The sequence below is a fragment of the Pseudomonas sp. PDM20 genome, assembly GCF_014852575.3.
Taxonomy (GTDB): domain Bacteria; phylum Pseudomonadota; class Gammaproteobacteria; order Pseudomonadales; family Pseudomonadaceae; genus Pseudomonas.
In genome coordinates, this window is the sequence record NZ_CM181224.1 from 5320255 (window position 1) to 5344180 (window position 23926).

18 protein-coding genes and 1 riboswitch are annotated in these 23926 nt (G+C 66.1%); of the genes, 10 read left to right on the forward strand and 8 right to left on the reverse strand.

Features of this window, described 5'->3' with window-relative positions:
• Positions 1-7 precede the first annotated feature (7 nt).
• Complete coding sequence (locus IB261_RS24500) at positions 8-1330, forward strand: alginate export family protein (protein ID WP_192380968.1); 1323 nt, start codon at positions 8-10, stop codon at positions 1328-1330.
• Between the two features lie 60 nt (positions 1331-1390).
• Here IB261_RS24500 and IB261_RS24505 read toward each other — a convergent pair whose 3' ends face one another.
• Positions 1391-2407: an AraC family transcriptional regulator gene (locus IB261_RS24505; RefSeq protein ID WP_192223915.1), complete on the reverse strand. Its 1017-nt coding sequence runs from the start codon at positions 2405-2407 to the stop codon at positions 1391-1393.
• Positions 2408-2528: 121 nt separating this feature from the next.
• Between IB261_RS24505 and IB261_RS24510 the strand changes: the two genes are divergently transcribed.
• Positions 2529-3368 carry a metal-dependent hydrolase gene (locus IB261_RS24510; protein WP_081516440.1) on the forward strand — a complete coding sequence of 280 codons (840 nt, stop codon included), beginning with the start codon at positions 2529-2531 and terminating at the stop codon, positions 3366-3368.
• A gap of 384 nt (positions 3369-3752) precedes the next feature.
• On the opposite strand, the gene IB261_RS24515 is transcribed toward IB261_RS24510, so the two are convergent.
• On the reverse strand, positions 3753-4691 hold the full coding sequence (locus tag IB261_RS24515; RefSeq protein WP_192380967.1) for an alpha/beta fold hydrolase: 939 nt from the start codon (positions 4689-4691) through the stop codon (positions 3753-3755).
• A gap of 163 nt (positions 4692-4854) precedes the next feature.
• Between IB261_RS24515 and IB261_RS24520 the strand changes: the two genes are divergently transcribed.
• On the forward strand, positions 4855-5727 hold the full coding sequence (locus IB261_RS24520; protein WP_081516278.1) for a hypothetical protein: 873 nt from the start codon (positions 4855-4857) through the stop codon (positions 5725-5727).
• Between the two features lie 278 nt (positions 5728-6005).
• On the opposite strand, the gene IB261_RS24525 is transcribed toward IB261_RS24520, so the two are convergent.
• From IB261_RS24525 to IB261_RS24540, 4 genes are all read right to left on the reverse strand, one after another.
• Positions 6006-8732 carry a winged helix-turn-helix domain-containing protein gene (locus IB261_RS24525; RefSeq protein ID WP_081516279.1) on the reverse strand — a complete coding sequence of 909 codons (2727 nt, stop codon included), beginning with the start codon at positions 8730-8732 and terminating at the stop codon, positions 6006-6008.
• Between the two features lie 232 nt (positions 8733-8964).
• On the reverse strand, positions 8965-10332 hold the full coding sequence (locus IB261_RS24530; RefSeq protein ID WP_151188245.1) for a DUF1329 domain-containing protein: 1368 nt from the start codon (positions 10330-10332) through the stop codon (positions 8965-8967).
• A 166-nt stretch (positions 10333-10498) separates the two neighbouring features.
• On the reverse strand, positions 10499-12421 hold the full coding sequence (locus IB261_RS24535) for a DUF1302 domain-containing protein (protein ID WP_081516281.1): 1923 nt from the start codon (positions 12419-12421) through the stop codon (positions 10499-10501).
• A gap of 207 nt (positions 12422-12628) precedes the next feature.
• The gene (locus IB261_RS24540) at positions 12629-14311 is read right to left on the reverse strand and encodes a fatty acid--CoA ligase (protein WP_192223913.1); all 1683 of its coding nucleotides are present in this window, start codon (positions 14309-14311) and stop codon (positions 12629-12631) included.
• A 200-nt stretch (positions 14312-14511) separates the two neighbouring features.
• Between IB261_RS24540 and IB261_RS24545 the strand changes: the two genes are divergently transcribed.
• Entirely contained in the window at positions 14512-15687 is a 1176-nt protein-coding gene (locus IB261_RS24545; protein ID WP_081516283.1) for a thiolase family protein, read from the forward strand.
• Positions 15688-15750: 63 nt separating this feature from the next.
• On the opposite strand, the gene IB261_RS24550 is transcribed toward IB261_RS24545, so the two are convergent.
• Together IB261_RS24550 and IB261_RS24555 are read right to left on the reverse strand one after the other, a co-directional pair.
• On the reverse strand, positions 15751-16380 hold the full coding sequence (locus IB261_RS24550; protein ID WP_151188246.1) for a LysE family translocator: 630 nt from the start codon (positions 16378-16380) through the stop codon (positions 15751-15753).
• A gap of 29 nt (positions 16381-16409) precedes the next feature.
• Positions 16410-17858 carry a DUF1266 domain-containing protein gene (locus tag IB261_RS24555; RefSeq protein ID WP_192380966.1) on the reverse strand — a complete coding sequence of 483 codons (1449 nt, stop codon included), beginning with the start codon at positions 17856-17858 and terminating at the stop codon, positions 16410-16412.
• Positions 17859-18077: 219 nt separating this feature from the next.
• On the opposite strand from IB261_RS24555, the gene IB261_RS24560 reads away from it, so the two are divergent.
• The 6 genes from IB261_RS24560 (at position 18078) to IB261_RS24585 (ending at position 23816) form a co-directional block, all read left to right on the forward strand.
• A complete protein-coding gene (locus tag IB261_RS24560) occupies positions 18078-19043 on the forward strand; it encodes a 2-hydroxyacid dehydrogenase (protein ID WP_151188248.1) in 966 nt (321 codons plus the stop codon).
• Positions 19040-19804 carry a DUF1835 domain-containing protein gene (locus tag IB261_RS24565; protein WP_081516287.1) on the forward strand — a complete coding sequence of 255 codons (765 nt, stop codon included), beginning with the start codon at positions 19040-19042 and terminating at the stop codon, positions 19802-19804. The genes IB261_RS24560 and IB261_RS24565 overlap by 4 nt, the downstream gene beginning before the upstream one ends.
• Positions 19805-19857: 53 nt before the next feature.
• Positions 19858-20859: a methyltransferase gene (locus tag IB261_RS24570; RefSeq protein ID WP_192380965.1), complete on the forward strand. Its 1002-nt coding sequence runs from the start codon at positions 19858-19860 to the stop codon at positions 20857-20859.
• Between the two features lie 119 nt (positions 20860-20978).
• The gene (locus IB261_RS24575) at positions 20979-22436 is read left to right on the forward strand and encodes an amino acid permease (RefSeq protein WP_081516289.1); all 1458 of its coding nucleotides are present in this window, start codon (positions 20979-20981) and stop codon (positions 22434-22436) included.
• 44 nt (positions 22437-22480) lie between these two features.
• A riboswitch (yybP-ykoY riboswitch) is annotated at positions 22481-22600 on the forward strand.
• Positions 22601-22690: 90 nt separating this feature from the next.
• On the forward strand, positions 22691-23272 hold the full coding sequence (locus IB261_RS24580; RefSeq protein WP_192380964.1) for a TMEM165/GDT1 family protein: 582 nt from the start codon (positions 22691-22693) through the stop codon (positions 23270-23272).
• A 100-nt stretch (positions 23273-23372) separates the two neighbouring features.
• Positions 23373-23816, forward strand: coding sequence for a ketosteroid isomerase-related protein (locus tag IB261_RS24585; protein ID WP_045210962.1), 444 nt, complete (start codon positions 23373-23375; stop codon positions 23814-23816).
• The last annotated feature ends 110 nt before the right edge of the window (positions 23817-23926 follow it).

Consider the following 23926-nt stretch of genomic DNA (forward strand, 5'->3'; position numbering starts at 1 on the left):
CTCCCACATGAACAACCAGAACCTGGGTTCGTTATCCACGCTCCTGCTCGCCTCCCTGACGAGCCTCGCCCACGCCGACAGTCACTACGAGAACGGCGACCTGCAGGCGGACTTCAGCCTGAGCAGCGGCGCCACCTTCATCGACAGCCACAACGTCAACTTCGGCGCCGGCCAGCGCGACTATCGCAGCGGCGAGGTGAAGGGCGAGCGGGCCGTCTGGCAGGAAGCCTTCCTCAAACCGGAAACCAGCTTCCGCTACACCCTGGACCAGGACCTGCGCCTGGTCGGCGGCGCCTCGCTGGTCGCCGCGCATACCTTCGGCGACGGCGACGCCGGCGGTTACACGCGCAACTCGGACGGCAAGACCTCACTGGAAGAACTCTATGCCGGCATCGAGCGCGGCCCCTGGCGGCTGACCCTGGGCAACCAGAACTTCCGCGTCGGCACGGGCTTCATCCTCGCCGACGGCAACCTCGACCTGCTCGGCGAAGGGGCGTACTGGTCCGGCCCACGCACCGCCTTCCGCGATGGAGCCATCCTTGCCTATCGCGGCGGCGCACTGTCTGGCCAGGCGTTCAGCGTGCGCAACGACGACGACCTTGGCGGTGCCCGCTTCAGTGGTGCCAACCTCGACTATCCCTTCCTGCGCGGCCAGCTCGGCCTGATGGCGCTGAAAGTCAGCGACGTCGGTAGCCAGGCCAACCAGATAGCGCCGCGCAATGGCATGCAGGTGTACAACCTGCGCTGGCTGGACGGCGGCTTCGAAGCCCTGCCGGAGCTGTCGATCAGCGCCGAGTACGGCCTGCAGACCGGCGAGGGCGAACAGGTGAGCTTTTCCGGCCACGCCTGGTATGTGCGCCTGGACTACGGCTTCGCCGACCTGCCCCTGCAGCCGAAGCTGACCTACCGCTATGCGCTGTTCTCCGGTGACGACGACCCGAGTGACAACCGCCGCAAGAGCTGGGACCCGCTGAGCAAGGCCTACACCGAGCGTGGCTCCTGGGTGATCGGTGATGTGGTCGGCAACTACCTGCTCAACGACAGCAACGAGCGTGTACACATGTGGCGACTGGCCGGGCAGGTCGCGCCCGGCCTGAGCGCGGGCACGGTCTACTACCAGTTCTCGCTGGATGAGGAGAACTACTACGGCCAGCCGGTCAGCGACCGGCGCTTCGCCGACGAGGCGGCGGTGTACCTGGACTGGGCGGCGAGCAGCCAGCTGTTCGCGACACTCTCGTACAACTGGGTGAAACCCAAGGCCGCCGCTCGCGAAGTGTTCGGCAACGACACCTTCGATGCCCTGCAACTGTACGTCGGCTATCGCTTCTGAATCCGACGCCGCCCCAGTGATCAGCGCAGCTGCCGGGCGGCAGCTGCGCCGGTCCTGGGGTCAATCCTCGCGGTAGTCGGTGGGCAGCTTGCCGGTCCATTTGCGGAACGCCCGGCGGAAGTTCGACGGGTCGTTGAAGCCCAGCAGCAGCGCGATCTCGTAGAGCGGCAGGTGGGTCGTGGTCAGGTATTGCAGGGCCAGGCGCTTGCGCACGTCGTCGAGCACTTCCTGGTAGGTGGTGCCGAGGTTCGAGAGATGCCGGCGCAGGCTGCGCCCGCTGGTGTGCAGGTCGGCGGCCACGCTCTCCAGGTCGGGGAACTCGCCGGGGCGCGCCAGCAGCAGGCGGCGGATGCGGGTCAGCAGGCCTTCCTGCACATCCAGCGTGGCCAGCAGCGCCTCGCACTGCTGCTCGCACATCTGCACCGTGGCCGGGTTGGCCAGTGCCATGGGCCGCGCCAGGTACTCGCTGGGCAGGCCGATGAAGTGGAACGGCTGGTCGAACAATACCTCGCAGCCAAACACCTCGGCGTAGCGTTCGACGTAATCCGGCTCGGCATGGGCGAAGCCGACGCTGACACCCTGCAGGGGTTCGCCCACCAGGAAGCGGGCAATGGTGTGCAGGCTGGTCATCAGGCCTTCGGCGGCGAAGCGGCTGGTGGGGCCCAGGGGAATCGACTCGCTGGCGCGCAGGTAGGACACCCCGCCGTCTTCCACCATCTCCAGGTCATAGGCCAGGCCGAGCACGCGGTAGTACTTCAGGGCGAAGCCGATGGCGCGCCCGAGGTTGGCGCTGGACAGCACCGCGTAGCCGAGGATGCCATGGGTGGAGACGTTCAGCCGCTGCCCCAGCAACAGGCCGAAGGCCGGCTCGTTGCAGTGCGCCAGGGCGGTGCTGGAGAGCTGATGGAAGTCGATGAAGGACAGGCGGCCGTTGGGGCTCTGCAGCACCTCGGGGCGCACGCGGGCCAGTTCGAACAGGCGCACACGCGGCACGCCCAGCTCTTCGGCGAGGTCCAGGAGTGCCTGCGCATAGGCGACGGGCACCAGTTCGGCGGTGAAATTGAGCGGTTGTTTCATCATTCTTCTTATAGTGACCGCTGGCCGGATATGACCGGAAAGTTGGCAGACAATAACCTTGTGACGCTTTCCCTACAAGCCCAGAGTAATGACCATGGACAACCACAACAATGGAGCCGCCATGGCCAGCACCACCCCCGCAGGACTGGAGATCAAGCCCCGGCACATGGACTTCGATCTGCCCGATCCGCTGCCGCGTCACTGGCACAGTGGAGACGCCTTCAAGTCCCATCTGTTCGACGCCATGTCGGTGCTGTTCCCCGACGGCGAGCGCTTCTTCATCGACTCGGTGCGGCAGTTCCGCGACCAGATCAGCGACCCGGTGCTCAAGGAACAGATCCGTGGTTTCATCGGTCAGGAAGGCCACCACAGCCGCGAGCACCTGACCTACAGCCAGCGCCTGCGCGACCAGGGCTACGACATCACCGCCATCGAGAAGCGCGCCCAGGCGCGCATCCGCTTCACCCAGAAGAAATTCCCGGCCAAGCGCCAGCTGGCCGCGACCGCTGCGCTGGAGCACATCACCGCGATCATGGCCAACGGGCTGCTGACCGACCCGCGCACCATGGAAGGCGCCGACCCGGTGATGCAGCGCCTGTGGCGCTGGCACGCGCTGGAGGAGACCGAGCACAAGGCGGTGGCCTTCGACGTCTACAACCAGGTCTGCGGCAGCCGCAAGCTGCTGCGCCGGGCGATGCGCATGGCGACCTTCTTCTTCGTGCTGGATACCTTCCGTGGGCTGGTGCACATGCTCAAGGTCGACGGCCTGCTGTGGAACTGGCGCGTCTGGCGCGACGGCATCAAGTGGACCTGGGGCAAGCACGGCGTGTTCCGCCCACTGCTGCGCGAGTACATGGACTTCTTCAAGTCCGACTTCCACCCCTGGCAGCACAACAACCTCGATGTGCTCTACGAGGTACGCAAGGAGTACGACGCGCAGCCGATGGCACACGCTGGCTGACTCGCCCTGCGCTTCGAACACCGCCCCGCTCTGTCGGGGCGGCTTCGTTTCCGTCCCCCTGTAGGAGCGAGCAACTGTCTTCTTCTGAAAATCCGTGCCTGGACTTTCCCTCTCCCCGCCCTCTCCCTGAAGGGAGAGGGAGCCGATCGTGCCAGCTGACGCCATGGTTTCATCCTGCACCGAACGGTCCCCTCTCCCTTCAGGGAGAGGGTTAGGGAGAGGGCAGGCCTCCGCGCGGGACTTCACGTAGGAGCGGATTCATCCGCGATAGGCATCGCCCAGATGGAGGACGTGCCGACGGAAAACCATCGCGGACGGAGTCCGCTCCTACGCCCATGAAAAAGCCCGGCGCTTGGCCGGGCTTTTTTGTGGCGCGATGAGCAATCAAGCATGCAGGAAGCGCAACGCATCCGCCGCCGACTCCTCGGGGATTTCTTCCATCGGAATATGCCCCACGCCCGGATAGACCTTCACCTCGATGCCCGGCACGTCACGCTGCCACATCGGCACATGGCGCGGCGAAATCCAGCGGTCGCGCTCGCCCCACATCAGCATCGTCGGCACCTTCAGCGCGGCGACGCGGTTGGGCGTGGTGGGCAGTTCCTCGCGGTTGGCTTTCACCAGCACGCGAAAGATGTCGATCATCGCGCGGCGGTTGCCCGGCCGGCGGCTGATGTCGTAGTAGCGGTCAATCACGCCCGGCTTGATGTTGCGCGCATCGCCGTAGACTTCCTTGATGCCCTGGGCCACCAGGGCGCGCGGCATCCACATCGGCATCATGATGCCGGCGCCGGGCAGCACCGCGCTGGCGATCATCAGCGGCACCTTCTGCATGTAGTAGCCGGCCGGGTCGATGAGGATCAGCCGCTCGACGCGGTGGGCGTTGGCCAGTGCGTAGTTCCAGGCGATGTAGCCGCCCAGGGAGTTGCCGGCGATGGACACGTGCTTGAGGTCCAGGCGGTCGAGGAACAGGCCGAACACCTTCACCAGGCGCTCGCCGTCGTACTCGCGGTCCTGGCCGCCGCCGGTGAGGCCGAAGCCGGGCACGTCGAGGCGGATGATGCGGAAATGCTCGGAAAGCTCGGCAACCCAGCCATCCCAGGTGTGCAGCGAGGCCATCACGCCGTGGACCATCACCAGCACCGGCTTGTCCGGGCTGCCTTCGTCGCGGTAGTGGATATCGAAACCGTCGACGTGGATGAACTTCGAACCGGATTCGGGCGAAGCGTAGCGTGCCTTCAGCGCGGCCAGTGGCAGGGGGCCGAAACCATAGCGGGCCAGGCCCTCGGCCAGCGGCGGTTGCACAGACAATGTGGCGGTCATGGACGAGTGACTCCCGTGCTTGTTGTTCTAAAGGCTGAATCACACCACAGCGCCCGCGCCGCCGCGCCCAACCTAGGTAGTGTGATGGCCTGCCACGGGATGACGCAGGCCGCGCGCCCCGCTAACCTAGCCCGACCCGCCCTCGCGCAAGGAAAGCCCGTTCGTGCCGATCTTCACTCGCCGTTCGCTGTGGCCGCTGGCCGTGCTGTTGCTGCTCCTGTGCCGCCCTGCCCTGTCCGCCGACCTCTATTACCTGGGCCAGAAGATTCCCGACATCCAGCGCAACTGGACCAGCGCCGACTACCAGGTGCTGATCGACGCGCTGAAGAAGATCGACGAGACCCAGGTCAACGGCCTGCCCCGGCGCAGCGGCGAGTTCACCGGGCCGATCTACCAGCGCATGGTCAGCGAGGAGAACTTCCGCCCGCAGCTGAACATCTACGCCCCGCTGGAGCTGCGGCAGAACGAGGCGCGCGAGGTGCTGTTCAAGCTCAAGGAGCTGATGCGCCTGTACTTCAACTTCCGCGCCGCCAAGCAGCCCTATGGCGCCGAGGCGCTGGGCCTGATGAGCTACTCGCTGCGCGAACAGGCGATCCTGTTCAACCTGACGGTGGAATTCTGGATGACCCTGGCGCAGAGCGAGCAGCGCAACCCGGTGCGCCTGCAAGGCATGCAGGAAGCCAAGGCCGCCGCCTCGATGCTGACCAGCAGCGCGCTGGACTACCTCGGTCTCACCGCGCAGTTCGACCGCCAGGACCTGGTGCTCTACAGCGCCGAGCTGGCCAAGCAGTTGCCCGAACTCTTCATCCACCTGCCGCCGGAAGTGCGCGTGCAACTGCTGATGCGCGTGGATGAACTGTCGCAGAAGCACGCCTACCCGGAAGTGCGCGAGAACATGCGCGACCTGCTGCCGGTGCTGCAGGCGATCCAGGCGGACGTGCAGAAGCAGCTGGCCGCCCCGGCCAAGGGGCAGCCTGTGCCCAAGGGGCTGGACCTGAGCGCGCCGCCGGAGGCGGAGAAGAAGAAGGGGATGTGAGTGGGGATAAGTTCCTTGCTGCATCCTGGCATCGCTGGCCCTCACCCTAACCCTCTCCCAAAGGGAGAGGGGACTGATCGGCACAGGATGAAACCATAGCGTCAGCCGGCACACACGGCTCCCTCTCCCTCTGGGAGAGGGCTGGGGTGAGGGCAAGCCCACGCAGAGGAATCGCCCTGGGACCGGGCGCATAACCCGGAACGGGTTATCCGCCGATTGCCTCGCGGCGGATAACGCTGGCGCGTTATCCGCCCTACGATCTTCGGAGCGGGGTCCCCCTAGCGCAACAACCCCAGCTCCTTCGCCCGCGCCACTGCCTGGGTGCGGCGTTCGACGCCGAGCTTGTCGTTGATGTGGCGGGCGTGGCTCTTCACGGTGTGCAGGGAGATGAACAGCCGCTCGCTGATTTCCTGGTTCGAGCAGCCCTGGGCGATCAGTTCCAGCACCGCCAGTTCGCGCCCGCTCAGGCAATCATTGAGCACCGCACCGCGCTCCGGCGGGGCCGGCAGGCGCTCACGCAGGGCGTCGATGGCCGGCGATGATGCCCGCACGGCCAACTGCTCGCGCAACCATTGCGGATGCTGCAGCAGCACTTCATGCAACGGGATCAGCAGGCCGACTGCCAGACCGTTCAGGCACTCGCCCAGTTCGAAGGAAGCTTCGCGATCGCGACCGTCCTGCAGCAGCAGGGCGACCAGCTGGCCCTGGGCGAAACGCGCCTGCAACTGCGCGCCGCCTTGCAGGGCACCGCTGGCCACGGCGCGCAGCCGCACCTCGGCATCGGTCATGCGGCCTTCGCGGCGTTCCAGCTGGGCTTGCAGCATCTCCACATTGCGCGGCAGCTGCGGCGAGCATTCCGGCGGAGTGGCCGGTTCATCGCCGGTGTAAGTGTCACGCAGACGCTCCAGCCACGCAGTGGCCAGTTCGACCTGGCCCTGGCCGAGCCAGAGTTCGCACTTGATCAGGGTAATCGCCGACAGGTAGTAGACCGGCGGGACGTCCCACACATGCATCATCCGCTCGACCTCGGCGAGGTGGGCGAAGGCGCGGGTGTAATTGCCCAGCCGCCCTTCCAGGCTGGCCAGCACGCAGAAGCCGATCACCAGGCTGATGTCGCGGCAGGCGCGGGCTTCCTCGATGCCGGCCTTGAGGCATTTGCGCGCCTCGTCCGGCTGCAGCGCCAGGCTGCGCAGGTAGCCCTGGTAAAGCATCAAGCGGCCACGCACCGCATAGCGTCGCTGGGAGGACAGGCCGGACAGCCGCGCCAGCCCCTGGCGCACTTCTTCCTCGGCGCGCAAAACCTCGCCGCGTGCCTGCAGAACGCGGGCCCGGTCGTAATGCACCATGGCTTCGAACAGCGGATTGCCGAAGCGCTGCGCCAGTTCCAGCGCTTCCCGGTTGAGCCCGCGGGCGCGCCACAGGTCGTCGCGCACGATGGCCAGGTTGCTCAGGGTCGACAGGCACAGCAGGCGCGGACCGAAGCGCTCCGGGCCGAGGCCGTGCATGGCCTCCTCGCAGTGCCGCTCGGCCGCTTCGATCTCGCCGCGGCCACGGGCGACCACGCCCGCCAGCGCCTGCCATTGCGCGAGCAGGTCGCGCTGGGCCGTGGCATCGGCGGCGGGGAGGAAACGCGACAGCTGCGCCGCCAGTTCTTCGGCTGCATCCAGCTGGCAGGCCAGCGCCAGCGCCCAGCTGTACAGCACGATCAGGCGCGGCGTGCTGGCCAGCAGGCTGTCAGGCAGGTCCATCTTCCAGCGCAGCAGCGTGGCGACGTTCTGCTCGGCCAGCAGTTGTTCCTCGGACAGGCTCTGTACCAGGCTCGCCGCGACCTCCGGGTGGCCGGCGCGCAGGGCCTGCTCCACCGCGTCGTCGAACAGCCCCTGGGCGCTGAACCAGCGACAGGCGCGCAGGTGCAGCGCCGCTGCCGAAGGCCCGGAGCCGGGCAGCGGGCGCGCCAGCAGCAGGTCGGAAAACAGGTGGTGATAACGGAACCATTGGCCCTGCTCGTCCAGCGGCACGAGGAATACCTGGTGCTGCTGCAGGTGGCGCAGGATCGAGGCGCTGTCGTGGGCATCGCGCAACGCGTCGCACAGTTCGGCGGAGAAGCGTTCAAAGCGCGCGGTCTGGGCCAGGAACATCTGGACCTCCGGCGACTGCTTGTCGATCACCTCCTCCAGCAGGTAGTCGCGAATCAGCTCTTCGGCGCCATGCACCGACAGATCGGGCACATTGGCCGCCAGCTCGTCGCCGTGGGCCAGCAACCACAGGCGCAGCCCGGCGATCCAGCCTTCGCTGCGCTCGACCAGGTTATCGAGGGCGTTGTCGTCGAGTTGCGCGCCGTTGGCGCTGACCAGTTGCGCGGTTTCCTCGACGGTCAGGCGCAGGTCCTGTTCGGTGAACTCCAGCAGCTGCCGCGACAGGCGCAGGCGCGCCAGGTGCCAGTCCGGGCGCTGGCGACTGGTGACCAGCACGACCAGGCCGGCGGGCTGGTGATTGAGCAGGAATTGCAGGCAACGGTCGAGCACCGCGCCCTGGGCCAGGTGGTAGTCGTCGAGCACCAGCAGCAGCGGGCGGTCCACCGACAGGCTGTCCACCAGCTCATCGAGCAGGTCGTCGAGCCAGGCTTCGAAGGCGAACGGCTGGTGGCGCTGGCGCATCTTCAGCAGGGCCAGGGCTTCCTCGCCGAGGGTGGGAAAATGCAGGCGCAGGCCTTCGAGCAGGCGTTCGAGGAAACGTCCGGGGTCGCTGTCCCTGGCACTGAGCCCCAGCCACAGGCTGCGCCAGTGATCTTCCAGCGTCTGACAGAATTCGATGGCCAGCGAGCTCTTGCCGAACCCGGCCGGGGCGGATACCAGTATCAGCCGTCCCTGCAGCCCCGCGGCCATGCGCTGGCACAGCCGCGAACGGGCGACGTGGCCATGCGGCAGCGGCGGTCGGAAGAAGCGGCTGCCGGCCGTGCTGGGGGGAACATCGGTCAGACTTGGCAGAGTCGAGAAGTCGGTCATCGGCCTGGCTCTTGCTCTAGCTCTTATAGCGGTCAACGAAGGTCACACTGCCGTCCGAGCCTAGCCGCTCGCGGTCGGGAATAGAAGTCGATTTTGTTACCTTTGCTCACAACATGACCAGAAGGCGTCCTACATTCAGGCTTCCATTCATCTGACAGATGATCTCCCATAAAAAAACCGGCCCGAAGGCCGGTCTTTTCTCACCGCGGAACCACCCGTGGGGATCGGGGGATCAGCGCACGCCTTCCTGGCGAAGCGCTGCCGGGGTGAAGTCGCTTTCCGAAGCGCTGTAGTTGAAGTCGTAGGCGGATTTCTCCTCGTTCTTCAGACCCAGCACCAGGTAGCGGCCGGACAGCAGGTCATACAGGGTTTCCGCGGTGTACCACGGTACCTGGTAGTTGTAGTAGTACTGGTTGAACGCCTCGGCGACGCGCCACAGGGTGCCACGACCGTCGTAGTGGTCGATCTCCACGGCCTGCCAGGTGTCCTCGTCGATGAAGAAGTCACGCTTGGCGTAGATGTGACGCTCGCCCGGCTTCAGGGTGGCGGTCACGTGCCACACGCGGTGCAGCTCGTAGCGGGCCAGGTCCTGGTTCAGGTGGCCGGGCTTGATGATGTCCGAATACTTCAGCTTCGGATCATCCATCTTGTAGTTGTTGTACGGGATGTACAGCTCCTGCTTGCCCACCAGTTTCCAGTCGTAGCGGTCCGGCGCACCGTTGTACATGTCCAGGTTGTCGGAGGTACGCAGGCCGTCGGCGGCGGTACCCGGGCCGTCGTAGGAAACCTGCGGAGCGCGGCGAACGCGGCGCTGGCCGGCGTTGTAGAGCCACGCCAGGCGCGGTTCCTTCACCTGGTCGAGGGTCTCGTGCACCAGCAGCACGTTACCGGCCAGACGCGCCGGAGCGGTTACACGCTGCTTGAAGTAGAAGAGCACGTTGCTCGGCTTGCTGGCGTCGTAGTCCTTCAGGTCGGTACGGAAGACGAACTCGTCCTGGAAGTACACCAGCGAGTAGGAGCCGTTGACCTGCGGGGTCGCCTGGGTCACCAGACGGCGCACGTGGCCGCCGCGGTAGCGGGTGATGTGGTTCCAGATGACTTCCAGGCCGTCCTTCGGAATCGGGAAGGGGTTGGCTACCTGGAAGTTCTCCAGGCCGTTGCCGCCCTGCAGCAGCTTGGTCGTGGTGGCGTTCTTCCTGGTCGCTTCCAGCACGTTGTCCGGCACGGTGGCGGTACGGTGCGTGGTGTAGACCGGCATCTTGTAGGTGTCGGGGTAGCGCTTGAACATGGCCTGCTGGCCAGGGGTCAGCTTGTCCTTGTACTGGTCCATGTTCTGCGCGGTGATGGTGAACAGCGGCTTCTCGCTGGCGAACGGATCGCTGAGGAAGCCCTTGCTGTCAGCGGTGCCGGCATTCTTCGCCAGGCCACCGGTCCAGGCCGGAATGCTGCCGTCGGCGTTGCCGGCCTTTTCCGCGCCCATGGGAGTCAGGGTGGAGCCCAGCTTCGCCGCTTCATCGGCAGAGACGGCCGCCATCACCTGGGAGGCGATGAGGCTGAGCGCCAGGGCGCCCGTGTGCAGCAGGATCTTTGTTGTTCTCATTCGTTTATCGTCCTCGTTGAGTCTTTGCCCACCGCGCTGGCCGCCCTTGCCGGATGCTTTCGCCAAGACGGGGCACGGTTTTGTCTGCTGCCCCGCGCGGCCGGGTTACCCGGCCGTGCGGATGGCCCGCCGCGAGGGCGGGCCGCTTGCCGGTTGAACGGCCGGCTTAGAAAGTCACCCCGAAGCTCAAGCTGACGAAGTCACGGTCATCGACGGTGGAGTACTTGCCGTCGAAGTAGTTGGTGTAGGCCAGGCTTGCGGTGTAGGTGTTCAGGTAGTCGGCATCGACGCCCAGGCTGACCGCCTTGCGTCCTTCCTCGAAGTTGCCGCCGGGGCCGGGGGAGTAACCGTCCACGTCGTGGGACCAGGCCACGTTGGGCTTGAGGTTCACGCCGGCGAACACGTCGTTGTAGTCCCAGATCGCACGGGCGCGGTAACCCCAGGAGTCAGCGGTGGTGAAGCCATCGCTTTCGCAGTTGCGGCTGACGTTGTTGGCGTTGGCGGTGCCCAGGGTCGACACGTTGAGCGCTTCGCAGGTCGAGCGGCCGTTGAGGCTGCCGTTCAGCGGGCCGGGGCCGAAGATCGGGTCGCGGCCATAGCGCGCCTTGTTCTGGCTTTCCAGGCCGCCGACGTGGGTCCAACCGACCTCGCCCACCAGGGTCAGACGCTCGGCGCCCATGACCTGGTCGAAGAAGTGGGTGAAGGTGGTCTGCAGCTGGGTGACTTCCTTGCGGCGGTAGCCGTGCAGGTCTTCACCCGCGGTGCCGGTCAGCACGGAGGCGTTGTCATAGACATGGTTGCCGCCGATAGAGACCGGGTCCAGGCCGGAGTACAGGATGTCGGTGGTGTTCAGCTGCACCGGGGCGTTCGGACGGTAGCTGATCTCGCCCTGCCAGGCGGTACCGGTGGGCAGCGTGGTGGAGAAGCTCAGGCCGTACAGGCGGATGTCTTCGGGGTACTCGATGAAGTAGCTGGAGTTGCCCGCCATCGCCGCCGCGCCGGCCTGGGCCGCCAGGGACGGGCTGATCGCCGCGATGTTGGTGATCAGCTGGTTGATCTGCGCAACCTTGGAGGCATCGGCGCCACGGCCGGAGAAGATCGGCAGGCGGCTGTGGTAGTTCATGTAGTAGCCGCCGAACTCGGTGTTCAGGCTGTCGGCGAAGTACTTCAGGGAGAAGCCGTACTGGCCACTGTCACGGGCGTCGCGGTCCGGGCCACGTCGCACCACGATACCTTCATTCCAGGGCGACGGAGTCAGCGCCAGGCTCGGGCCGAGCAGGGAGTTCAGGGTATTGATCGAGGCCTGGTTGTTGGTCAGCACCGCCAGGTTCTGGGTGCAACCGTCAGCCACGACGTCCGGCTGGGAGAAGAAGGTGCCGCAGTTGTCGACCACCGTCTGGTCCCACTCCAGCTGGTAGAAGCCTTCGGCGGAGAGGTTCTCGGTGAGGTTCTGCGACAGGTAGAACATGTTCACCGGCACCAGGGCTTCCTTGATCTCGGAACCCGGGCGGCGGAAGGCGGTGACGTCGAACGGGTTGATCACGCTGATGCCGTTCTGGATGAAGGTGCTCTCGCCCCAGTTCACCACCTGCTTGCCCAGGCGCACGGTGCCCGGCAGGTCGGCGATGTTGTAGTTGTGGTAGATGAAGGCGTCGAGGATTTCCGCGCCGGAGGCCTGGGCGGCTTCCTTGCGGTTGTGGTCGGAGAGCGGCTTGAACTCGGTGTTCTCGTCCTTCTGCTCGAAGTCGTACCAGTACTTGCCGCGGACGAAGACGCCGGTGTCCTGGTATTTCAGTTCAAGGTCGTGGATGCCCTTGAAGATCTTCGAGAAGGTCTTGCCGGCCTTGTAGTTCAGGTGGCCATCGTCGGAGGTCTGGGACAGCCCCTTGCCGCCGTTGTTCACGCCGATGAGGTTGCTGTTCGGATTCTGCGTCGACCAGCTGGCCCCCACGGACAGCGTCGAGTCGAACGAACCTTCGATTTCCCCGATGTTGAAGCTGACGGCGGAAGCCGGCGTCGCCAGCGTGGATGCCAGGCTCACTGCCAGCGGCAACCGTGCCAGGCGCCAGATATGTTGCATGGTTTTCATCGACGCTACTCCATGTGTTTTTTGTTATGAGTAGCGGCGACTATATCCAGCGTCCTAAGGCACTTGATCGCTCTAAAGTGTGATTTGTCTTACAAAGGCCCTGACTAGACGCTTGCGCAGGCCCCGAGGTGGCGTGATCACTGGGCTGCGCCGTGCCAAGCGCTTGCTTGGCACGACGCCCGAAAACCGTGACTTGCCGGTCGTCGGTCACACCGTGGAGAGGAAAGCGCTGCCAGCCTCCTGCCATTGGGCGATGTCTACCCGGATACGCTTCTTGTCGAGCTTGCCGACACTGGTCTTGGGAACTTCAGTAACAACGGCGATCTGCGAGGGAATGGCCCACTTGTTGATGTGGCCCTGCTCGACGAAAGGCTTGAGGTGTTCGCGCAGCGCCTTGGCGTCCAGCGCCTGGCCGTCGCGCAGCACCAGCAGGGCGAACGGGCGCTCGCCCCACTGCGGGTCGGGTACGCCGACCACGGCCACCTCGCGCACCGCCGGGTGACGGCTGATGAGGTCTTCCAGCTCCAGGGACGACAGCCACTCGCCGCCGGTCTTGATCACATCCTTGATGCGGTCGCGGATATCGATGAAGCCCATGCCATCGAGGGTCGCCACGTCGCCGGTGTGCATCCAGCCGCCGGCCCAGAGTTCTTCGCCCTTCTCCGGCTCGCGGAAATACCCCTGGGTCAGCCAGGGCGCGCGCAGCACCAGCTCCCCCTGGGATTCGCCGTCGGCTGGGTGGAACTGGCCGTGCTCGTCCATGATCGCCGCCTCCACCAGCGGCACCGGCACGCCGGCCTTGATGCGGTAGGTGGTGCGTTCATCCTCGCTGCCGGCGCAGAGTTCCTGGTTGAGGTAGCCACAGGAAATCAGCGGGCAGGTCTCGGACATGCCGTAGGCCGCCGTGAGCTGGATGCCGCGGGCCTTGGCGGCGTCGTACAGCGCGTGGTTGAGGGCGCTGCCGCCGATGATGATCTTCAGCCCGCCGAAGTCGTGGTCCTTGGCGCCGGCGGCGTTGAGCATCATCTGCAGGATGGTCGGCACGCAGTGGGAGAAGGTCACCTTCTCCTCGCGGATCAGCTTGCACAGCAGCTCCGGCTCGTAACGGCCCGGATACACCTGCTTCACCCCCAGCATGGTCGCCACGTAGGGCACGCCCCAGGCGTGGACGTGGAACATCGGGGTGATCGGCATGTACACGTCGTCGGTGCCCATCAGGCGGATGCTGTCCAGGCTGCCGATGGTCGCGGCCATCGCCAGGGTGTGCAGCACCAGCTGGCGGTGGGTGAAGTACACACCCTTGGGGTTACCGGTGGTGCCGGTGGTGTAGAAGGTGGTCGCCACCGAGTTCTCGTCGAAGTCGGGGAAGGCGTAGCGTGGGCTGGCGGCAGCCAGCAGGGTCTCGTACTCACCGACGCAGTTGGGCAGCGTGCTGCTCTTGTCGGTGCCGTCGGTGATCAGCAGGGTCTTTTCCACCGTGGTCAGTTGCCCGGCAATGCCCTGGTAGAGCGCGGCGAACTCGCTGTTGACCAGCACGAAGCGGTCATCGGCGTGGTTCATGGTGTAGAGGATCTGCTCCGGCGAGAGGCGGATGTTGATGGTGTGCAGCACCGCGCCGATCATCGGGATGGCGAACATGCACTCCAGGTAACGGTGGCTGTCCCAGTCCATCACCGCCACGGTGTCACCGGCCTTCACGCCGGCCTCGGTCAGCACGTTGGCCAGGCGCGCGACGCGCTCGTTGAAGGTGGCATAGCTGTAACGCACGGTGTCGCGGTAGACGATTTCCCGGCCTTTCTCGTAACGGCTGCCCGACAGCAGCAGGCTCTTGATCAACAGCGGGTACTGGTAGGCGTTCTGTGCAGCGGGGATGACGCGGGTTTTCAGCATGGCGTACGCACTCTCAAGGCTGGATCTCATCAGGATGAGACCGACTCTAGAGCGCCCCGTGTGTCCATTCATCAGTCAAAAGAGTGATTTGCCGATGACTCTATGGCCACATCCGGTCACGCGGTAGAATCCTGACGCCCGGTCGTTCACGCCCGGTACCCAGATAGCGCATCACAACAAGAGCGAAGAAGAGGTTAGTCATGTCCGAGATCGTCATCGTCAGCGGCGCCCGTACTCCCATGGGCGGCTTCCAGGGCAGCCTGGCCGGCGTTTCCGCCGTCGACCTGGGCGCCATCGCCATCCGCGAAGCCATTTCCCGTGCCGGCATCCAGCCCGAGGACGTGCAGGAAGTGATCATGGGCAACGTACTGCCCGCCGGTCTGAAACAGGGCCCGGCCCGCCAGGCAGCACTGAACGCCGGCCTGCCCGCCGCCACCGGCTGCACCACCATCAACAAGCTCTGCGGCTCGGGCATGAAAGCCGTGATGCTGGCCCACGACCTGCTCAAGGCCGGCACCAACAGCGTGATGGTTGCTGGCGGCATGGAAAGCATGTCCAACGCCCCCTACGTCATCGAGAAGGCCCGCACCGGCCTGCGCATGGGCCACGGCGAGATCAAGGACCACATGTTCCTCGACGGCCTGGAAGACGCCCGCACCGGCCGCCTGATGGGCTCCTTCGCCCAGGAAACCGCCGACAAGTACAACGTCACCCGCGAAGAGATGGACGCCTACGCCATCGAATCCCTGCAGCGCGCCCAGGCCGCCATCAAGGACGGCTCGCTGGATTCGGAAATCGTCCCGGTCACCGTCACTACCCGCAAGGGCGAGACCGTGGTGAAGGACGACGAGCAGCCGCTCACCGCCAACCTGGACAAGATTCCCGGCCTGCGCCCGGCCTTCCGCAAGGACGGCACCATCACTGCGGCCAACGCCAGCTCCATCTCCGACGGCGCTTCCGCGCTGGTCCTGATGACCGCTGAAGAAGCCGCGCGCCGTGGCCTGAAGCCACTGGCGAAGATCGTCGCCCACGCCACCCAGAGCCAGGACCCGGCCGAGTTCACCCTGGCCCCGATCGGCGCCATGACCAACCTGTTCAAGAAGGCCGGCTGGAGCAAGGACGACGTTGACCTGTTCGAGATCAACGAAGCCTTCGCCATGGTCACCATGCTCGCCATGCGCGAACACGGCCTGGACCACGCCAAGGTCAACGTCTACGGCGGCGCCTGCGCCCAGGGTCACCCGGTCGGCTCCACCGGCTCGCGCATCATCGTCACCCTGATCAACGCCCTGCAGAAGAAGGGCGGCAAGCGTGGCGTGGCCTCGCTGTGCATCGGCGGCGGCGAAGCCACTGCGGTGGCGATCGAGCTGGTCTGACCCTCGAACCGGCATGAAAAAGGGGCGCCTCGGCGCCCCTTTTCATTTCGCTCCGGCCGCGGCTCAGCGCAGTTCGGTGAACGCCAGCTTGATCCCCAGCCCCACCAGCACCACGCCCATCATCCGATCGAACCAGTGGCCCATGCGGGCAAAACCGGCGCGCACCCGTTGCTGGCTGAACAGCAGCGCCACCAGGCAGAACCAGGCGGCGGTCGCGCAGGCCAGGTACACGCCATAACCGGCCTGCACCAGCAGCGGCGTGTGCGGGTTGATCACCACGGTGAACAGCGAGAGGAAGAACAGCGTGGCCTTGGGGTTCAGGCCATTGGTAACGAAGCCGGCGACATAGGCACCGCGTGCGCTGCGGGCGACCGGCGCGGCAACTGCTTCTACCGCCGACGGGTCAGCCGGGCGCGCCCGCAGCGCCTTGAAGCCGATGTACAGCAGGTACGCCGCCGCCAGCCATTTCAGGGCGTTGAACAGCACGATGGACTGCGACACGATCAGGCCGATGCCCAGCAGCGAGTAGGTGACGTGCAGGAAGATCGCGCTGCCCACGCCCAGCGCCGTCCAGGTGCCGGCGCGACGGCCGTGGGTCACGCTCTCGCGCACCACCACGGCGAAGTCCGGACCGGGGCTGGCCACCGCCAGCAGGTGAATGAACGCCACCGTGAGAAATTCCGCCCAGTACATCGCGCCTCCGAACAGCCGCCAGGAAAACCCTAGGTTCTATACGAAGCGCCGGCCCCCCGACAAGCGACAGGCGCCACTCGATGCAGCACAGGCAGCATTTCCAGCGGGCAGACCTGCCACGGCGAAGGGTACTGGGCGAACGGAGTGATGCCGTCGAGCAACGCCATGCCGCTGTGCAGCAACCGCTTGCCCGCCTGCCAATCCTGATTGGCCAGGGCGTGACCGAGCATCAGCGAGACCAGGTACTGCTCCCAGCAATCGAATGCTCCTCGGGCCTGCCTGGCCATGTGGCGCAAGGCATTCCACAGGCTCTCCTCGTCGAGCAGGCCGACTCTGAACGCCAGGCGCGCACCGAAGGCGGCGCGCTCCAGGTCGTAGGCCAGCACGGTACGGCACTCATCGACCATTGCCGGATCGTGACCTTCCCTCAGCAGCGCTCGACGCGCCTGCGCGAAACGCGCCATCGGCGTTCCACCGACAGACACCGGAGCATCGGCCACCCAGTCCAGCAGCGGATCGAGCTTTTCGCGACTGCCGCTGCCCAGCAACCAGTCCAGCCGCGCACGCACCTGCCCGGCATCGGCAGCCCGCCAATGTTCGGCCAGCCAGAGCCGGTGAAACTCCTTCTCCTGCGGGGCAATTGCCAGATCGTCGGCGCGCACGCCCGCGCTGTGGGCAATCACACAACCCAACGCGAGCAGGGCACTGCGGGGTGGATGCGCCGCCGGCTCATGGACGTGCTCTTCCTGCAACACAACCTCGCTCACGCGGATGCCTGCCAGCGGATGGGCTCGCCACAGGCCGGCCAACGAGCCGTTGTCGGCGCGGCCGCCGATCAGTTCCTTGAACGCCCTGATCGCCATCGAGCCGGACGTCCCGTCGCGCAACAGGATCGCCCGCCCCAGCACGAAAGACGCGGCATACCCCTGCCAGTCGGAAAAGCTGCGGATGGCGCTCTCGGCTACCCAGGCCAGGCACAGCCAGGTTTCCGACTCGCCGAGATAGCCACAGGCATGGCATTGCCGCGCCAGCCAGGCGAGGGTTTCGAGATCGTGTGCGGCCATGCAGATATCCACAGGCAACGCCAGGCCCGCCTTGCTCCAGGCTCGCTTCGCCTGCTTGAAGCGCAGCCGCTGCTCCCCCTCGAAGACGCAAGGTTCGTTGCGCTGCAGCCGGCGAAACTCCTCGTCCAGCGTCTGACTCTGGGCTTCGAGCATCAGCTCCTGCAGTGTCCGGCGCGCCGTTGCCGCATCGGTGATGCCCCACAACTCGACCCGATCTTCGGCCTGTACCACGCCTGCGCTCGCATCGCAGTGTGACAGCAGCGCACCGAAGCACAGCAAGGGTTCGGGGCCGGCGGCGCGGGGCGATTTTCTCCGCCGGGAGCGGAGATACCCAGTCGTCGCACCAGTGCGCAGCCCGACACGCACGCCGAGCGCACGGATGGCCGTGAGGCCGGAGATCAGCCAACCCATCATCGCGAGTCACCTCGAGGTTTAGATGGGCTCAATCTACGAAGGCAACGCCTCGCCGCAGATGAGGAGAAACTGAATCGTCTGTCAGACTTTTCACTCAAACGTCTAACCTCAGTGCAGTTCGCTCCGCCCCTCGCGACGCGGGCAGCCTGGGTTGTTAGCCGGCGAGGTTGCGCCGAGAATCCCCTTCACCCCGCCCTTCCGATCAAGGTGTCATCGCTCATGAATCCTCCTCGCGCCGTCTTCCTCGACCACGCCTCCCTCGACCTCGGCGACCTCGACCTCGCGCCGCTGCGCGCGCCGTTCGGCGAACTGGTCCTGCACGGGCGCAGCGACACGCAGCAGGTGGCCGAGCGACTACAGGGCGCGCAGGTAGCGATCAGCAACAAGGTGCGCATCGGCGCCGAGGTGTTCGGGCAGTGCCCGGAGCTCAAGCTGATCCTGGTGGCCGCCACCGGCACCAACAACGTCGACCTCGAAGCCGCCCGCCAGCACGGCGTGACCGTGAGCAACTGCCAGGGCTACGGCACCCCATCGGTGGCTCAGCACACCCTGATGCTGCTGCTCGCCCTGGCCACGCGCCTGCCGGACTACCAGGCGGCGATCCGCGCGGGGCGCTGGCAGAAGGCGCCGCAGTTCTGCCTGCTGGACTTCCCCATCGTCGAACTGGAAGGCAAGACCCTCGGCCTGCTCGGCCACGGCGAACTGGGTGGCGCGGTGGCGAAACTGGCCGAAGCCTTCGGCATGCGCGTACTGCTCGGCGCCCTGCCCGGCCGCCCGGCGCGCGCCGATCGCCTGGCGCTGGACGACCTGCTGCCGCAGGTAGACGCCCTCACCCTGCACTGCCCGCTGACCGACGCCACGCGCAACCTGATCGGCCAGCGCGAGCTGGACCTGATGAAACCCGGCGCCTACCTGATCAACACCGCCCGCGGCGGGCTGGTCGACGAGCAGGCGCTGGCCGACACCCTGCGCCGCGGCCATCTCGGCGGCGCGGCCTTCGACGTGCTCAGCGTCGAGCCCCCGCGGGACGGCAACCCTCTGCTGGCCGGCGACATCCCGCGCTTCATCCTCACCCCGCACAGCGCCTGGGGCAGCCGCGAGGCCCGGCAGCGCATCGTCGGCCAGTTGAGCGAGAACGCCGCCGGCTTCTTCACTGGCGAGCCGCGCCGGGTGGTGGCGCCATGAGCCTGCATCTGGTCTGCGGCGACGGCGCCGCCGAAGCCCTGCATCGGGCCGTCGAGGCAGGCGTGCTGACCGAAAAGAAAATCCGCGTGATGCCGGACGACCTGGCGGTCGGCCCACTGAGCGATGTGGATAACCCGCCCTGCCAGCAGCGCGCTGCGTTCTGGCATGCGCTGGGCGGCGAAGTCCTGCGCGAGCGGGAAATCGCCAGCGAGATGGCCACCGAGGTGAACTGGCTGCACAGCCCGGACGTCGCCTCCGTCACCCTCTGGCACGGCGACAGCGCCAGCGAGCAACTCCTGCTGCGCCGCGTCTGCGCTTTGCTGCCAGCGAACATCATCCTGCGCAGTGTCGGCGCCGGCAGCGGCCAGTGCCGCAGCGAGGACCGCCACGCCATTGCCATGCTGAAACCCGTCGAACTGGCCAACGCCCTGGCCGCCAGCCACGAACTGGACGCCGCCGAGCGCCAAGTCCTGGCGGCGGACTGGCAGCGCGCCCTGGCGGAAAACGCCGAGCTGCGCCTGTGGCTGGATGGCCAGTTGAGCGGCACCGGCTACGCCCACATCGACCGCATCCTGCTGGACAGCGCCAGCGAGTCCTGGCGCCCGGTGCAGTCGCTGATCGGCCCGACCATGGCCTACGTCGACGGCCTGTTCGTCAGCGACCTGCTGGCCGCCTGGCGCCTGCGCGAACAAGTCGCGGCCGGGGCGCTGGAACTGCGCGGCGACGACTTCTGGAAGAACGCCGAGGTGCGCCTCGCCTAGGCTCGGCCGCGGCAGCCCTGCTAAACTCGCGCCCTTTTTCGCCAGGAGGCCGCATGTCCAACGCCCCCACCAGTGAAGTGCTGCTGCGCCAGATCGAGCGCTTCCAGGACCGCGTCCTGCTCGCCGGCCTGCCCGCCGACGCCCTGCTCGGCGACCTGCCGCAGGCCCAGGGCTGGAGCTGGCATGCCGGCGATGCTCGGCAGTTGGAAAGCCGCTACGCCGGTCGCTGCCACTTCGGCGCCACGCCGCCGACGGGCCAGTTCGCTGCCGCCGTGCTGTTCCTGCCCAAGTCCCGCGAACTGACCGACTACCTGCTCGCCGCGCTGGCCAGTTGCGTGCCGGACGGCGAGCTGTATCTGGTCGGCGAGAAACGCGCCGGCGTCGAACGCGCCAGCAAACAGCTCGGTGAGTTCGGCCGCGCCAGCAAGCTGGACAGCGCCCGCCACTGCCAGCTGTGGCACACGCACATCGACGGCGCGCCGACCGCGCCGGACCTGCATGCCCTCGCGCAACGCTACGAACTGCCACTGGCCGATGGCCCGCTGCAGGTCATCACCCTGCCCGGCGTGTTCAGCCATGGTCGCCTGGACCGCGGCAGCGCGCTGCTGCTGGAACACCTGGACAAGTTGCCAGCCGGCCATGTGCTGGACTTCGGCTGCGGCGCCGGGGTGCTCGGCGCCACGCTCAAGCGACGTTATCCACAGAGCCGCCTGACCTTGCTGGACGTCGACGCCTTCGCCGTCGAGAGCAGCCGCCTGACCCTGGCCGCCAATGGCCTGGAGGGTGAAGTGATCGCCGGCGACGGCATCGACGCCGCACCGGAAGGCCTCGCTGCCATCGTCAGCAACCCGCCCTTCCACCAGGGCGTGCACACCAGCTACGCCGCCACCGAACACCTGCTGCGCCAGTCGGCACACCACCTAGCGTCGGGCGGCGAGCTGCGCCTGGTGGCCAACAGCTTCCTGAAATACCCGCCGCTGATCGAACAGCACCTGGGCCCCTGCCGCACCCTGGCCGAGGCCGACGGCTTCCGTATCTACAGCGCCCGGCGCTGATCCAAGGCTCGCACTACACTCCACCGAGCCCGCTGGATCGGCGCATCGCCGCTCGCCCTGAACTATCGAGGACACCTGTGAACCGAAGAATTAGAGATGACGTCGAACTGACTTTCGCCATGGGGCCGAAGGAGAAGCCGCATCATCTGAAGCGCTCCCTCAAGCCGCGCCACCTGAACATGATCGCCATCGGCGGCTCCATCGGCACCGGCCTGTTCGTCGCCTCCGGCAGTACCATCGCCACTGCCGGCCCCGGCGGTGCGCTGCTGGCCTACGCGCTGATCGGCCTGATGGTGTTCTTCCTCATGACCAGCCTCGGCGAGCTGGCGGCGTACATTCCTGATTCCGGCTCGTTCTGCACTTATGGCAGCCGTTTCATCGATGATGGCTTCGGTTTCGCCATGGGCTGGAACTACTGGTACAACTGGGCGGTGACCATCGCCGCCGAGCTGGTGGCGGCGCAGCTGGTGATGAAGTTCTGGTTCCCGGAGGTCTCGGGCATGTACTGGAGCGCTGGCTTCCTGGCCATCATGTTCATGCTCAACTTCTTCTCGGTGAAGGGCTTCGGCGAGAGCGAGTTCTGGTTCGCGCTGATCAAGGTGGTGGCCGTGGTGATCTTCATCGGCATCGGCCTGGCCAGCATCATCGGCATCATGCATGGCATCGACAGCCCCGGTTTCAGCAACTTCACCAGCGGTGACGCACCCTTCGTCGGCGGCCTGCAGGCGATGATCGGGGTGGCGATGATCGCCGGCTTCTCCTTCCAGGGCACCGAGCTGATCGGCGTCGCCGCGGGCGAGTCGGAGAACCCGCAGAAGTCCATTCCCATCGCCATTCGCCAGGTGTTCTGGCGAATCCTGATGTTCTACATCCTGTCGATCTTCGTCATCGGCATGCTGATCCCCTACACCGATCCGAACCTGCTCAAGACCGACAGCAGCGACATCAGCACCTCACCCTTCACCCTGCTGTTCGAGCGCGCGGGCCTCGCCGCCGCGGCGGGCGTGATGAACGCGGTGATCCTCTCGGCGATCCTTTCGGCGGGCAACTCGGGCATGTACGCCTCGACCCGGATGCTCTACACCATGGCCACCCAGGGCAAGGCACCGCGCCTGTTCACCCAGGTGTCCGCGAGCGGCGTGCCGCGCTACGCCCTCTACGCCACCACGCTGATCGGAGCCCTGTGCTTCCTCACCAGCTTCATCGGCGACAAGACCGTCTACACCTGGCTGCTCAACGCCTCGGGCATGTGCGGCTTCATCGTCTGGCTGGGCATCGCCGTTTCGCACTACCGCTTCCGCAAGGGCTTCGTCCTGCAGGGCGGCAACCTCAACGACCTGCCCTACCGCGCCAAGTGGTTCCCCCTCGGCCCGCTGTTCGCCTTCACCCTGTGCCTGATCATCACCCTGGGGCAGAACTACCAGGCCTTCGTCGGCGAGCATGTGGACTGGGCCGGGCTGGTTGCCACCTACATCACCATCCCGCTGTTCCTGGCGATCTGGCTGGGCTACCGCTTCAAGAACGGTACCCGCTTCATCCGCTACGAGGACATGGACATCCGCCCCACCCGCGACTGATCCGACGCGCAGGCTTGCCCAAGTCCCGGGACTTGGGCAGAATGCGCCCCGTCCTAGGGGAGTAGTCTCCCGCGAGCGCCCTGCTCGCCCGGTACGCGTCAACACACTTGGTCCACAGACCATGGCGCGTACGATCCAGGCCTGCAGCGTTCAGGCCGGGGTTTGACAAGACCTATGACACGAGCAACCTGACCCGGGGCGGGCAGGTGGCGCGTGTCATGGTGATTAGTCGACCCGCCCCCTTAGGAAGTCTGATGGAATCCCTCTTCGTCCCCACCCTGATCGTTGCCCTCGCGGAAATCGGCGACAAGACGCAATTGCTCGCGCTCGTCCTCGCCGCGCGCTTCCGCAAGCCCTGGCCGATCATCGCCGGGATCATCGCCGCCACCCTGGCCAACCACTTCGCCGCCGGTGCCGTCGGTAGCTGGGTCGCCTCGTTCTTCTCGGAAAGCACGCTGAGCTGGGTGCTGGCCGTGTGCTTCCTGGCGGTCGCTGGCTGGACCCTGATTCCGGACAAGCTGGATGACGACGAAGAAGGTTCGCTGAAGAAATTCGGTCCGTTCCTCACCACCCTGATCGCCTTCTTCCTCGCCGAGATGGGCGACAAGACCCAGGTCGCCACCGTGATGCTGGCCGCGCAGTACCCGCACTTCTGGCTGGTGGTCATCGGCACCACGCTGGGCATGCTGATCGCCAACGTACCGGTGGTTCTGGCGGGCAACTTCGCCGCCGAGCGCCTGCCGCTGAACCTGATCCGCCGCCTGGCCGCCGCCGCCTTCGCCATCCTCGGCCTGGCTGCCGTGTACCACGCGCTCAAGCTCTCCGGAGCGTTCTGACCGGCCGCTTTCGTCGGGAGGCTGGCGCGCCGGCCAATGCCTGTGTATCGCCCGCGATACACAGTGGCGCCTGAAGCCTCCCACGACAAAGGATGTCGCCATGCCGGAAAAAGACCTGAAGAAAGTCGCCCGCCACCACATCGACCTTGCCTGGAACAAGGGACACCTGGCGCTGGTGGAGCAGCTGCACAGCCCGGACTTCATCTACAAGAGCGCCTTCACCGCCCAGCCGCTGGACAACGCCGGCTACCGGGCGTTGGTGGAGGAGATCCGCAGTGGCATGGAGGACCTGGAAGTGGCCGTGGAGGAATGCATCCGCGAGGGCAACAAGGTCTTCACCTGGAGCACCCTGATGGGCAGCATCGCCCGCCCGGTGCTGGGCTACCCGGCCAGCGACCGCATCGTCAGTATCTCGGCCATGGGCTTCTGGACCTTCAACAGCCAGAACCAGGTACAGGAGCTGTGCACGCTGTTCGACATGGAAAGCTTCCGCGCGCAGATGGGGCTGCCCAACCGGCCCTTTGCGGAGAAGGCGCTGCCCTGACAATGAAAAAGCCCGGCCATGAGCCGGGCTTTTTTCATTCACTTCCACGCTCTATGCGGCACATACGGCTCTCGCGGGAAGCTCCGTAACAGCTCGCTCCTACAAAGACA

Bases quoted from the DNA above. Each gene is read 5' to 3' on its own strand.
- IB261_RS24525 (WP_081516279.1), bottom strand. From the start codon at position 8,732: ATGACCGACTTCTCGACTCTGCCAAGTCTGACCGATGTTCCCCCCAGC.
- IB261_RS24530 (WP_151188245.1), bottom strand. From the start codon at position 10,332: ATGAGAACAACAAAGATCCTGCTGCACACGGGCGCCCTGGCGCTCAGC.
- IB261_RS24570 (WP_192380965.1), top strand. From the start codon at position 19,858: ATGTCCAACGCCCCCACCAGTGAAGTGCTGCTGCGCCAGATCGAGCGC.
- IB261_RS24565 (WP_081516287.1), top strand. From the start codon at position 19,040: ATGAGCCTGCATCTGGTCTGCGGCGACGGCGCCGCCGAAGCCCTGCAT.
- IB261_RS24585 (WP_045210962.1), top strand. From the start codon at position 23,373: ATGCCGGAAAAAGACCTGAAGAAAGTCGCCCGCCACCACATCGACCTT.
- IB261_RS24515 (WP_192380967.1), bottom strand. From the start codon at position 4,691: ATGACCGCCACATTGTCTGTGCAACCGCCGCTGGCCGAGGGCCTGGCC.
- IB261_RS24575 (WP_081516289.1), top strand. From the start codon at position 20,979: ATGGGGCCGAAGGAGAAGCCGCATCATCTGAAGCGCTCCCTCAAGCCG.
- IB261_RS24560 (WP_151188248.1), top strand. From the start codon at position 18,078: ATGAATCCTCCTCGCGCCGTCTTCCTCGACCACGCCTCCCTCGACCTC.
- IB261_RS24545 (WP_081516283.1), top strand. From the start codon at position 14,512: ATGTCCGAGATCGTCATCGTCAGCGGCGCCCGTACTCCCATGGGCGGC.
- IB261_RS24510 (WP_081516440.1), top strand. From the start codon at position 2,529: ATGGCCAGCACCACCCCCGCAGGACTGGAGATCAAGCCCCGGCACATG.
- IB261_RS24500 (WP_192380968.1), top strand. From the start codon at position 8: ATGAACAACCAGAACCTGGGTTCGTTATCCACGCTCCTGCTCGCCTCC.
- IB261_RS24550 (WP_151188246.1), bottom strand. From the start codon at position 16,380: ATGTACTGGGCGGAATTTCTCACGGTGGCGTTCATTCACCTGCTGGCG.
- IB261_RS24540 (WP_192223913.1), bottom strand. From the start codon at position 14,311: ATGCTGAAAACCCGCGTCATCCCCGCTGCACAGAACGCCTACCAGTAC.
- IB261_RS24555 (WP_192380966.1), bottom strand. From the start codon at position 17,858: ATGATGGGTTGGCTGATCTCCGGCCTCACGGCCATCCGTGCGCTCGGC.
- IB261_RS24535 (WP_081516281.1), bottom strand. From the start codon at position 12,421: ATGAAAACCATGCAACATATCTGGCGCCTGGCACGGTTGCCGCTGGCA.
- IB261_RS24580 (WP_192380964.1), top strand. From the start codon at position 22,691: ATGGAATCCCTCTTCGTCCCCACCCTGATCGTTGCCCTCGCGGAAATC.
- IB261_RS24505 (WP_192223915.1), bottom strand. From the start codon at position 2,407: ATGAAACAACCGCTCAATTTCACCGCCGAACTGGTGCCCGTCGCCTAT.